Consider the following 11,086-nt stretch of genomic DNA (forward strand, 5'->3'; position numbering starts at 1 on the left):
GCATTCACCAGTGTGCGCAATTGGCCGTGGATTGTTCAAGGCTGCCCGATCCGGCATGCTGCATGGATTCAGCAGCCGTCCACCAGAGACCTCGCGCAGGAGACACGCATGACCGCCCACCTGATCTTCGACGACCGCCCCACCGATGCCGATACGCTGCTCGCACGCGGTGCCGCCCTTGCCGGCGGTCTGCGCCGCATGGGCGTGCAGGAAGGCGACGTGATCGGCGTGCTGCTGCGCAATGCACCGGCCTACATCGACGTGATGCACGCCTGCCGCATCGCGGGGTGCTACTTCTGCCCGATCAACTGGCACTTCACGCCCGCCGAGGTGGAATTCCTCGTGCGCGATTCGGGCGCCAAGGTAGTGATCGGCCATCGCGATCTTGTCGACGCGGCGGAACCGCTGCTGCCGGCCCATGTGCAGCTGCTGCGCGTGGACGCCGAAGGCACCGACCGTGCCGACGGCTATGCCAACTGGCTTGCGCTGCAGACGCCGTACGACGGGCCGCTGGTATCGCCGCGCGGGCACATGGCCTATACCTCGGGCACCACCGGGCGGCCCAAGGGCGTGGTACGTCAGGCCGTGCCGCTCGACCAGCTCGACGCGCATCTGCAGAAGGCACGTGCCGTGGTGGCGGCCACGTTCGGTATCGTGCCGGGCTGCCGTGCGCTGGTGCCGGCGCCGCTCTATCACAGCGCGCCGAGCCTCTTCGCCCAGCAAGCCGCGCAGATGGCGGAGCTGCTGGTGGTCAACGCGCGTTTTGATGCGCTGCGCGTGCTCGAGCAGATCGAGCGCTACCGCATCGACACCGTCTACCTCGTGCCGATCATGTATGTGCGCCTGCTCAAACTGACGGACGAAGAGCGCAGCCGCTACGACCTGTCCTCATTGCGCTTCGTGGCGTCCACTGGTGCACCGTGCGCGCCGGAGATCAAACGCAAGATGATCGACTGGCTCGGCCCCGTCATCTATGAAACCTATGCGTCGAGCGAAACCGGCATGATCACGGTGATGGACCCGCGCGACGCAGCCGCCCGCCCCGGCAGCGCCGGCCGCCCGGTGTGCGATGCACGCGTGCGCATCCTGCGTGAAGACGGCACGCCCTGCGCCACCGGAGAGATCGGCCTGATCTACAGCCATCAACCCGCCTACCCCGACTTCACCTACCGCGGCAATGACGAGGCGCGCGGCAAGATCGAACGCGACGGCCTCGTCACGCTCGGCGACATGGGCTATCTCGATGCCGACGGCTACCTGTATGTGTGCGACCGCGCATCGGACATGGTCATCTCAGGCGGCGTGAACATCTACCCGGCCGAGATCGAACATGCGCTGCTGCGCCACCCCGATGTGGTCGACTGCGCCGTCTTTGGCGTGCCGTGCGATGAATACGGCGAGCGCCTCGTCGCCGTGGTGCAGACCGAACGCAAAGACCCGCAGGCCGAACCCGTGATCGAATGGCTGCGCGGGCAGATTGCAGGCTTCAAGATCCCGCGCCAGATTGAATTCACCACAGCACTGCCGCGCGACGACAACGGCAAGATCGCCAAGCGCCGGCTGCGCGATGCGTGGTGGGGCGACCGGCAGCGACGCGTTTAATCGCCGGACTCAACCAAGCCCCGCCAACGGGTGCACCTCCGCCCGCCAGGGCGACGTCAGAAAATGCCGCACCCGCTCGGGCCGCACCTGCGGCAGCGTGGCCGGCGCCCAGCCGGGCCGGTGATCCTTGTCCACCAGATGCGCGCGCACACCTTCGCAGAAATCGCCTTCCTGGATTCCGCGCGCAACGATGCCCAGTTCCATTTGGAAGCATTCCGCCAGTGACAACTGCCGCCCCCGCAGCAACGCTTCGCGCGTGACATGCAGCATCGTTGGCGAATGCGTGGTCATGGCGTCAAGCGTCGCCTGCAGCCACTGGCGCGGCTCGCGTGCCGATTCGCGCTCGAGGCTCTCTCGCAGCGTGGCCACAATGCGATCGACCGAAGAACGCCGGTCGAAATAGCGCAGCACCCATGGCATCGCCTGTGCAAGCGGCGCGTGCGGAACGACGTTGCACGGCGGCTCGAACACGCGGCGCAGCGCTTGCATGAGGTCGCCATCGTGCGGCATGCGCTGCAGCCGGTCTTCGAACGAGGCAAGCCATTCGGCAGGCACGCACACATCGGCCAGGTGGCAATGCAGCGCATCGGCACCGGTCAGCGTCACGCCTGTCAGACCGACATACAGCTCAAGCTCCGGCGACATCACGCTCAAAAAGCGCGTGGCGCCCACGTCGGGCAGAAAACCGATGCGCGTTTCGGGCATCGCCATCTTCGTGCGCTCGGTCACGACACGCAGCCTTGCGGCTTGCCCAAGGCCCATGCCGCCGCCCATGGTGATGCCATCCATCAGCGCAACGATGGGCTTCGGAAACTGGTGCAGCGCGTAGTCGAGCCGGTATTCGTCGACGAAGAATTGCAGCCAGCCGTCGTCGCCGTCCATGCGGCCCTGTTGGGCAAGCTGATAGAGCGCGCGGACATCACCGCCGGCGCAGAAGCCCTTCTGGCCCGCGCCGCGCAGCACCAGCGCGGCGATGCCGTCGTCATGGCGGCATTGCTCCAGCAGCGTCGCCAGTTGGCGCACCATGCCGTGCGACAGCGCATTCAGCGCAGACGGCCGGTTCAAGGTGATGACGGCCACGCGGTTCACCACGCGCATCAACACCTCGGGCTCGGCAGCGGCGGCCTCGGGCGGCGCCGCCTGCAGTTGGACGGCACTCATTGCAGCGTCTCCGATTCGTGTGTGGAATGCCAGCGCGGCGCGCGCTTCTCAAGGAAGGCGTTCACGCCTTCGCGCTGGTCCGGGTGGTCGAACAGATCGACAAAGCGCTCGCGCTCCACGGCCAGCGCCGCGCTGCGCGGCACGCCATTGCGCGCCTGATGGATGAGCTGCTTGCTGAAGGTGACGGCCTGCGGGCTCAACGTCGTTACACGCAGCGCCATGGCGATGGCGGCTTCGCGTGCAGCGCCCGTTTCCACCACCTCTTCCACCAGGCCGATGCGCAGGGCGGTCTGCGCATCGACGCGCTCGCCGGTCAGGATCATGCGCTTGGCCCAGCCTTCACCCACGAGCCAGGGCAGCGTCTGCGTGCCGCAACCGCAGCACAGCAAGCCGACGGCCGTCTCCGGCACGGCCAGCTTGGCATGGGCCTCGGCGATGCGGATGTCGCATGCCAGCGCGCACTCCAGGCCACCGCCCATCGCAAAGCCGTTGATGGCAGCGATCACCACCGGGCGCGCATTCTGCAGCGCCTCGAACGCGGCACCGAAACGTGCAGCGGCCTCGCGCGCCACATCGCGATTGCCATCGGCAAAGGTGTTGAGGTCGGCGCCCGCGCTGAAGAACTTCGGCCCGTGGCCCGTGACGACGATGGCGCGTACGCGTGCATCGGCGTTCAATCGCTCGACAGTGCCTTGCAGCTGCAGCAGACCTTCCGGGGTGAACGCGTTGGCCGGCGGACGCTTGAGCGTCAGCACCGCAACGGTGCCCTCATGCAGCGTTTCCAGTTCGATCATCACGCCGCTCCGTCTTTCCGATACAGCTTGATGACGGCGGAGAAATCCAGCTTGCCATCGCCCTTGCTGCTCACCGTTTGATAGAGCTGCTGCGCCAACGCGCCCAGGTAGACCGGCTGACGGACGGACTTTGCCGCATCGCCTGCCAGGCCCAGATCCTTGAGCATCAGGTCGGTACCGAATCCGCCCGTATAGCCGCGCGACGACGGCGCGGTCTCGATCACGCCCGGGAACGGGTTGTAGGTATCCGAACTCCAGCACCGGCCCGTCGACGTGTTGATGATGCCGCCCAGCACCTTCGGGTCGATGCCCAGCGCTTCGCCCAGCGACATGGCTTCGGCCACGCCGGCCATGGTGATGCCGAGCACGAGGTTGTTGCAGATCTTCGCGCCTTGGCCGGCGCCGGTGTCGCCGCAATGCACGAGATTCTTGCCCATGGCGGACAGCACCGGACGCACCTGCTCGAACGCCTGTGCGGTGCCGCCCACCATGAACGTCAGCGTGCCGGCCGCCGCGCCGCCCGTGCCGCCCGAGACCGGCGCATCGACAAAGGTGTTGCCGTGCTCGGCCGCCAGCGCGGCAAACGCCTTCACGCTGGCCGGGTCGATGGTGCTCGAATCGATGATGGGCACGCCCTTGGCAATGCCCGCCAGCACGCCGTCTTCCGCCGTCAGCACGTGGCGTACATGCGCGGCGGCGGGCAGCATGGTGATCACGGTTTCCGCGCCTGTCGCAGCGTCTTTGGGAGACGCGGCGGCCATGGCACCGGCTTCCACCAGCGCGCCCACGGCCTGCGTATTCAGATCAAAGACGGTCAGCGCGTGGCCCGCCTTGAGCAGGTTGCGCGCCATCGGGGCGCCCATGTTGCCCAGGCCGATGAATGCGATTTTCATGACAACGCTCCCGGTGCGATCAGCGCAGGCTGATGGTGGTATTCACGCCGCCGGCATCGACCGCGTCGTCAAACCAGCGCGCCGTGACCGTCTTCGTTTGCGTGTAGAACTGCACGACCTGCTTGCCGTACGGGCCCAGGTCGCCCAGCTTGGAGCCGCGCGAGCCGGTAAAGCTGAAGTACGGCACGGGCACCGGAATGGGAATGTTGATACCGACCTGCCCGACGTCGATCTCGCTCTGGAACTTGCGCGCGGCCGCACCGCTCTGCGTGAACAAGCCCACGCCGTTGCCGAACGGGTTGGCATTGACCAGCGCAATCGCATCGTCCAGCGTGGGTGCGGTCAGCACCAGCAGCACGGGCCCGAAGATTTCGTTGGTGTAGATGTCCATATCGGTCTTCACGTCGGTAAAGACCGTGGGGCCGATGAAGTTGCCGTCTTCGTAACCCGCCACGCGCACATTGCGGCCGTCGAGTGCCAGCGTGGCGCCCTGCTGCACGCCCGATTCGATCAAGCCGAGAATGCGTTGCTTGGCGGCGCGTGACACGACGGGGCCGACATCGGTACCCGGCTCGACACCGGCATTCACCTTGAGCGTTTTTGCCTTGGCGATCAGGTCCGGCACCCACTGCTGCGCAGCGCCCACCAGCACGACGACGGAGGTCGCCATGCAGCGTTGCCCCGCTGCGCCGAAGGCCGCACCCACCAGCGCATTGATGGCCTGCTCGCGATTCGCGTCTGGCAGCACCACGGCGTGGTTCTTGGCGCCCATCATCGATTGCACGCGCTTGCCGTGCTCGCTACCGAGGCGATAGACATGCGTGCCGACCGCGGTGGACCCAACAAACGAAATCGCCTTCACATGCTCATGCGTGCACAGCGCATCCACCACGTCCTTGCCGCCGTGCACGACGTTCAGCACGCCCGGCGGCACCCCGGCCTCCAGCGCCAGTTCAACCAGCTGCATGGTCGACAGCGGATCCTGCTCCGAAGGCTTGAGCACGAACGTGTTGCCGCACACGATGGCCATCGGAAACATCCACAGCGGAATCATGGCCGGGAAGTTGAACGGCGTGATGCCAGCGCACACACCAATCGGCTGGCGCAGCGTGTAGGTGTCGACCGCGCCGGCTACGTTCTCCAGGAATTCGCCCTGCTGCAGCGAGCCCACCGAGCACGCATGCTCCACCACCTCCAGCCCGCGGAAGATGTCGCCTTCGGCATCGGGCAGCGTCTTGCCCTGCTCGGCCGTCAGCGTGCGGGCGATGCGCGGCGAGTGCTCGCGAATCAGCGCCTGGAACTTCAGCATGATGCGCATGCGCGCGCCGACCGGCGTGTTCTTCCACGTGGCAAATGCCGCATGTGCGGACCGGATGGCCGCGTCCACTTCGCCGGCCGTGGCAAAGGGCACGCGCGCCAGCACTTCCTGCGTGGCGGGGTTCAAGATGTCGCGCCATTCCTTCGACTGCGATTCGACAAACTCGCCGCCGATCAGCAGCTTGACGGTGGGCGGGGTGTCCTGCTGTGCAGCAGGCTTGGCGGAAGCGAGGGAAGCAACGGCGCTCATGGGAGTCTCCTGGCGATTCGGTATCGGTTGCGGTGGCGGTAGCGGTAGCGGTAATGGGTTCAATGCGGGACGGGCAAATCAGGCGAAGTCTTCTTCCCAGTACTCGCCGGGCAGGCGAGCCGGTTGCGGCGTGCGTTCAAGCTCCAGCCGGCGGAGTTCCACGCGGCGGATCTTTCCGGAGATGGTCTTGGGCAGCTCGCTGAACTGCAGCCGGCGGATGCGCTTGTAGGGCGCCAGCTTTTCGCGCGAGAACAGGAACACCGCGCGCGCCAGTTCGGGGCCAGCCTCATAGCCCTGGCGCACCGTCACGAACGCCTTGGGCACGGACAGCCGCAGCGGATCGGAACTCGGCACCACGGCGGCCTCGGCAATGGCCTCGTGCTCGATCAGCACGCTTTCCAGCTCGAAGGGGCTCAGCCGATAGTCGGACGACTTGAACACGTCATCGGTGCGGCCCACGTAGACGAAGTAGCCGTCGTCGCGGCGCATCGCCACATCAGACGTGTGGTAATAGCCGTTGCGCATGGCCTCGGCCGTGGCTTTGGCGTTGTTGGCGTAGCCCTGCATCAAGCCGAGCGGGCGGTGCGAGAGCGGCAGCACGATTTCGCCTTCGCTGGCGGGCTGATCGTCGTGGTCGACCAGCTCCACGCGGTAGCCGGGCAGCGGGCGCCCGACCGAGCCCGGCACGACCGGCTGGCCCGGCGTGTTGCCGATCTGGCAGGTGGTCTCGGTCTGGCCAAAGCCGTCGCGAATGGTCACGCCCCAGGCGCTGCGCACGCGCTCGATGATCTCGGGGTTCAGCGGCTCGCCCGCACCGACGATCTCGCGCAGCTTGACGGCGTATTCCGCCAGCGGCTCCTGCACCAGCATGCGCCACACCGTGGGCGGCGCGCACAGCGTGGTCACGTTGAAGCGCACCAGCACGTCCAGCGTGTCCTTCGGCACGAAGCGGGCGTAGTTGTAAACGAACACGCAGGCCTGCGCATTCCACGGGGCGAAGAAGCAGCTCCACGCGTGTTTCGCCCAGCCGGGTGAGCTGATGTTCCAGTGGATGTCGCCGGGTTGCAGGCCGATCCAGTACATCGTTGACAGGTGGCCGACCGGATAGCTCTGGTGCGTGTGCTCGACCAGCTTCGGCTTGGACGTGGTGCCCGAGGTGAAGTACAGCAGCAACGGGTCGGTCGCCTTGGTCGGCCCGTCGGGCACGAACTGCGCGGGCGCATCGTAGGCTGCTGCCAGGTCGATCCAGCCTTCGCGCTGCGCGCCCACGGCGATGCGCTTGACGCTCGCATCCACACTGTCGAACTTGTGCAACTCCGCCGCGTCGACAACCACGCAGTTCGCGCCGCCCAGTTCAACGCGGTCGCGCACGTCATCCGGCGAAAGCTGCGTCGTGGCCGGCAGCACCACCGCACCGAGCTTCATTGCCGCGAGCATCACGTCCCACAGTTCGACGCGGTTCGGCAGCATCAGCAGCAGACGGTCACCCCGCACGATGCCGAGCCCCCGCAGGAAGTTCGCCATGCGCGACGAGCGCTCCGACATCTGCGCAAACGAAAGCTTCAACCCACCGCTTTGCGGGTCATCGACGATCCACAGCGCCGGGTTGTCGTTGCCGCGCGCCATCACGTCGAAGTAGTCGAGCGCCCAGTTGAACGTGTCCAGCGTCGGCCACGCAAACTCGCGATACGCCCGGTCGTAGTCGGTGCGATGGCGCAGCAGAAAATCGCGCGCTTCCACAAAACCCTGTGCTGCAGATACCGCTTCGTTCATCGTTGTCTCCTGGTCGGCGCGTTTGCGCTCTTTCGTATGCGGTCGATGTGCGCGGGGCGTGCTACACGTGCCGCGCGATCACCATCCGCTGGACTTCGCTGGTGCCTTCGTAGATCTGGGTGATGCGTGCATCGCGGTAGTGGCGCTCGACGGCGTAGTCGGCCAGGTAGCCATAGCCGCCGTGGATCTGGATGGCGTTGGAGCAGATCTCCTCCGCCAGTTCCGATGCGTAGAGCTTGGCCTGCGAGGCTTCCGACAGGCACGGCTTGTCTGCGCTGCGCAGGCGCGCCGCGTGATGAACGAGCAGCCGCGCCGCATTCAGGCGCGTGGCCATGTCGGCCAGCATGTTGGCGATGGTCTGGTGCTCGCGCAGCGCCTTGCCGAACTGGATGCGCTCATTCGCGTAGTTGCGCGCCGCATCGAACGCGGCGCGCGCAATCCCCACGGCCTGCGCGGCGATGCCGATGCGTCCGCCTTCCAGGTTCGACAACGCGATCTTCAAGCCCTCGCCACGCTCGCCCAGCAGGTTCTCCTCGGGCACGGCGCAGTCTTCCAGTGTGATCGGGCAGGTGTCCGACGCGCGAATGCCGAGCTTGTGTTCGGGTCGCCCCACGTGAAAGCCCGGCGTGTCCGTCGGCACGATGAAGGCGGAGATGCCGCGCTTGCCCGCCTCAGGGTCCGTCACGGCAAAGACGATGGCGATGTTCGCGCGTGCGCCGTTGGTGACGAACTGCTTGTTGCCGTTGAGCACCCACTTGCCGTCGCGCAGCACCGCACGCGTGCGCAGGTTGTTGGCCTCTGAACCGGCATGCGGCTCGGTCAGGCAGAACGCGCCAATCGCGCGGCCGGTGGCCAGGTCCGGCAGGTAACGCGCCTTCTGCGCCTCGGTGCCGAACTTGAGGATCGGGCCGCAGCCGACCGAGTTGTGCACGCTCATCATCGTCGCGCTGGCAGCGCAACCGGCGGCCACTTCTTCCAGCGCGAGCGCATAGGCCACGTAGTCGGTGTACGAACCGCCCCACTCCGCCGGCACGATCATGCCGAGCAGGCCCAGCTCGCCCATCTCGCGCACCACCTCGTCGGGCAGGGCGCCGTCACGGTCCCACTGCGCGGCGTTGGGCGCCAGGCGCTCGGTGGCAAAGTCGCGCGCAGCGTCGTGGATCATCCGCTGCTCTTCGGTATAGAAGTCGTCCATCGCTTGGCTCTTGCTTGTTGGCTGACCGGTGCCGCGTGACGCTGCCTGTGCAGGCGCCTTACACTGTGCAGCCCGCGGCGCTCGGGTTCGATGGGGAAAAAGTGTAGGCACGCGGCTGGGCGGCTTCGATGCCCGTCACGATCAACTTGCGTGAGCGGATTTGCCATACCGATGAAAAACAACGAAAAAGGAACCGTCTCTGTCAGCCTCGTCAACGAGGCCGTGACGCGTGCGCGCGCGCATGGCGTGGACATGCAGGCCATCATGGCCGCCGCGGGCATCACGCCGCAGATGCTGGCGCAGCCGCGCAGCCGCGTGTCATCGGCGCAGTACGGCGCGCTGTGGGCCGGCATTGCGCAGGCCATGGACGACGAGTTCTTCGGGCAGGACGCGCACCCCATGCGCTGGGGCAGCTTCGTGGCGATGACACAGGCGGCGCTCACCGCGCGCACGGGCCGGCAGGCGCTGGCCCGTGCCACGGGTTTTCTGCGGCTGGTGCTGGACGATCTGCACGTGCGCGTTGAAGAAGACGATCAGCGTGTGCGTCTCGTCTTTATGCACCGCAAGGGCACGCGGGTGCCGCCCATGTTCACCTACGCCACGTGGCTCATCATGGTCTACGGCCTGGTGTGCTGGCTCGTGGGGCGGCGTATTCCGTTCATTGCCGCGCGCTTCCGTTGTGCGGCGCCACAGGACGCGCAGGAATACCGCCTGATGTTCTGCGACGACATGGCGTTCAAGCACGATGCGTCGTACGTCGACCTATCGCGCGACTTTCTCGACCTGCCGGTCATTCAGACGGCCGCGTCCAGCAAGACGTTCCTGCGCGACGCGCCGGGCAACTTCATCGTCAAGTACCGCAACCCGGATTCCTTCGCCGCGCGCGTACGCAAGACGCTGCGCAATCTGCCGGTGGCCAGCTGGCCCGCGTCGGACGCAATGGCGCTCAAGCTGAACGTGGCCGAGGCCACCATGCGGCGGCGCCTGAAGCTGGAAGGCCACACGTATCAGTCGATCAAGGACGACCTGCGGCGCGACATTGCCATCGGCCAGTTGCAGGACACGCGCCGCACCATCGCCGACATTGCCGTCGCGGTCGGCTTTGCCGAACCGAGCGCCTTTCACCGCGCGTTCCGCAAATGGACCGGCATGCGGCCAACGGACTATCGACTGGCCAGCGCAGGCTGAGGCTGCGCGGGGACGGCGTCCCCGGCCGTACCGCTGACTTCCCGCAGGGTCTCCAGAAACGCCTTGAGCACCGGCGAGTGATCGTCCACGCGATAGTGGACGTACAGCGGTACAGCAGGCAGCGCCGGCTCCAGCGGGCGGAAGACCACACCGGGCGGTGCCAGGTTGGCCGTCGATCCCGGCAGCAGCGCCACGCCAAAGCCCGCGCTCACCAGCGCCAACAGCGTCTGCACTTCGGTCACCTGTTGGCGCACGAGCGGCGCAAAGCCGGCCTGGATGCACAGATGCAGCAGGTGATCGGCAAAGCGCGATCGCTTGGATTCGAACGCAACAAACGGCTCGCCGGCAAAGTCGCCGAGGGCCAGGCTGGTGTGCCCGGCCAGGCGGTGCGTGGCGGGTAACGCCATCACGATCGGCTCGTGCTGCAGCAGTTCGCTGCGCACGGCGGGGTCTTCCTGCCCCAGCCGGAAGATGCATGCATCGATGCGGCGCTCCTTGAGCGCGGCCACCTGCGCGGCGGGCGTCATCTCCTGCAGGCGCCATTCAACGCCGGGGTAGCGCTCGCGAAACTGGCGCAACGCTTCGGGCAGCAGCCCCACCATCACCGAGCTGATCATGCCGATTTCCAGCTCGCCAACCTGACCGCGGCCCGCCTGCCGGGTGAGGTCCAGCGCGCGGTTGAGCTGCGCAAACACGAGCGGCGCCTGCTCCTTGAGCGTGCGTCCCGCCGCTGTGAGTTCCACGCGGTGGTGGCTGCGCACAAACAACGGCGTGCCGATCTCGTCTTCCAGCAGCCGGATCTGCTGGCTCAGCGGCGGCTGCGACATGAACAGGCGCGCCGCCGCCCGCCCGAAGTGCAGTTCGTCGGCCAGCACCGAGAAATAACGCAGCAGGCGGATGTCCACGGTATGCG

9 protein-coding genes are annotated in these 11,086 nt (G+C 66.7%); 2 read left to right on the forward strand and 7 right to left on the reverse strand.

What is annotated here, in order from left to right; genetic code table 11:
* The first annotated feature begins 108 nt into the window (after positions 1-108).
* The gene (locus tag ABIC76_RS03315; RefSeq protein ID WP_354532961.1) at positions 109-1,602 is read left to right on the forward strand and encodes an acyl-CoA synthetase; all 1,494 of its coding nucleotides are present in this window, start codon (positions 109-111) and stop codon (positions 1,600-1,602) included.
* A 9-nt stretch (positions 1,603-1,611) separates the two neighbouring features.
* On the opposite strand, the gene ABIC76_RS03320 is transcribed toward ABIC76_RS03315, so the two are convergent.
* The 6 genes from ABIC76_RS03320 to ABIC76_RS03345 form a co-directional block, all read right to left on the reverse strand.
* Positions 1,612-2,763: an enoyl-CoA hydratase/isomerase family protein gene (locus ABIC76_RS03320; protein ID WP_354532962.1), complete on the reverse strand. Its 1,152-nt coding sequence runs from the start codon at positions 2,761-2,763 to the stop codon at positions 1,612-1,614.
* The gene (locus tag ABIC76_RS03325; protein ID WP_354532963.1) at positions 2,760-3,557 is read right to left on the reverse strand and encodes an enoyl-CoA hydratase; all 798 of its coding nucleotides are present in this window, start codon (positions 3,555-3,557) and stop codon (positions 2,760-2,762) included. Before ABIC76_RS03325 ends, ABIC76_RS03320 begins: the two co-directional genes overlap by 4 nt.
* A complete protein-coding gene (mmsB, locus tag ABIC76_RS03330; protein WP_062738782.1) occupies positions 3,557-4,450 on the reverse strand; it encodes a 3-hydroxyisobutyrate dehydrogenase in 894 nt (297 codons plus the stop codon). The genes ABIC76_RS03325 and mmsB overlap by 1 nt, the downstream gene beginning before the upstream one ends.
* A gap of 19 nt (positions 4,451-4,469) precedes the next feature.
* Positions 4,470-6,017, reverse strand: coding sequence for a CoA-acylating methylmalonate-semialdehyde dehydrogenase (locus ABIC76_RS03335; RefSeq protein ID WP_354532964.1), 1,548 nt, complete (start codon positions 6,015-6,017; stop codon positions 4,470-4,472).
* 78 nt (positions 6,018-6,095) lie between these two features.
* Positions 6,096-7,790, reverse strand: a complete 1,695-nt coding sequence (locus ABIC76_RS03340) for an AMP-binding protein (protein WP_354532965.1) — start codon at positions 7,788-7,790, stop codon at positions 6,096-6,098.
* 61 nt (positions 7,791-7,851) lie between these two features.
* The gene (locus ABIC76_RS03345) at positions 7,852-8,985 is read right to left on the reverse strand and encodes an acyl-CoA dehydrogenase (protein ID WP_027679405.1); all 1,134 of its coding nucleotides are present in this window, start codon (positions 8,983-8,985) and stop codon (positions 7,852-7,854) included.
* Between the two features lie 171 nt (positions 8,986-9,156).
* Here ABIC76_RS03345 and ABIC76_RS03350 point away from each other — a divergent pair, with 171 nt between their 5' ends.
* Positions 9,157-10,173 (forward strand): AraC family transcriptional regulator, encoded by a 1,017-nt coding sequence (locus ABIC76_RS03350; protein WP_354532966.1) that lies wholly within the window; start codon positions 9,157-9,159, stop codon positions 10,171-10,173.
* On the opposite strand, the gene ABIC76_RS03355 is transcribed toward ABIC76_RS03350, so the two are convergent.
* A complete protein-coding gene (locus ABIC76_RS03355) occupies positions 10,149-11,078 on the reverse strand; it encodes a LysR family transcriptional regulator (RefSeq protein WP_354532967.1) in 930 nt (309 codons plus the stop codon). The two genes, ABIC76_RS03350 and ABIC76_RS03355, sit on opposite strands and share 25 nt — an antisense overlap.
* Positions 11,079-11,086 lie beyond the last annotated feature (8 nt).

Origin of the sequence: Ralstonia sp. 1138, assembly GCF_040544795.1 — a bacterium.
Classification (GTDB): Bacteria; Pseudomonadota; Gammaproteobacteria; order Burkholderiales; family Burkholderiaceae; genus Ralstonia; species Ralstonia flatus.

What these genes read in the sequence shown, in the direction of transcription:
- ABIC76_RS03315 (WP_354532961.1), top strand. Translation starts at nt 109, where the DNA reads ATGACCGCCCACCTGATCTTCGACGACCGCCCCACCGATGCCGATACG.
- ABIC76_RS03320 (WP_354532962.1), bottom strand. Translation starts at nt 2,763, where the DNA reads ATGAGTGCCGTCCAACTGCAGGCGGCGCCGCCCGAGGCCGCCGCTGCC.
- ABIC76_RS03325 (WP_354532963.1), bottom strand. Translation starts at nt 3,557, where the DNA reads ATGATCGAACTGGAAACGCTGCATGAGGGCACCGTTGCGGTGCTGACG.
- mmsB (WP_062738782.1), bottom strand. Translation starts at nt 4,450, where the DNA reads ATGAAAATCGCATTCATCGGCCTGGGCAACATGGGCGCCCCGATGGCG.
- ABIC76_RS03335 (WP_354532964.1), bottom strand. Translation starts at nt 6,017, where the DNA reads ATGAGCGCCGTTGCTTCCCTCGCTTCCGCCAAGCCTGCTGCACAGCAG.
- ABIC76_RS03340 (WP_354532965.1), bottom strand. Translation starts at nt 7,790, where the DNA reads ATGAACGAAGCGGTATCTGCAGCACAGGGTTTTGTGGAAGCGCGCGAT.
- ABIC76_RS03345 (WP_027679405.1), bottom strand. Translation starts at nt 8,985, where the DNA reads ATGGACGACTTCTATACCGAAGAGCAGCGGATGATCCACGACGCTGCG.
- ABIC76_RS03350 (WP_354532966.1), top strand. Translation starts at nt 9,157, where the DNA reads ATGAAAAACAACGAAAAAGGAACCGTCTCTGTCAGCCTCGTCAACGAG.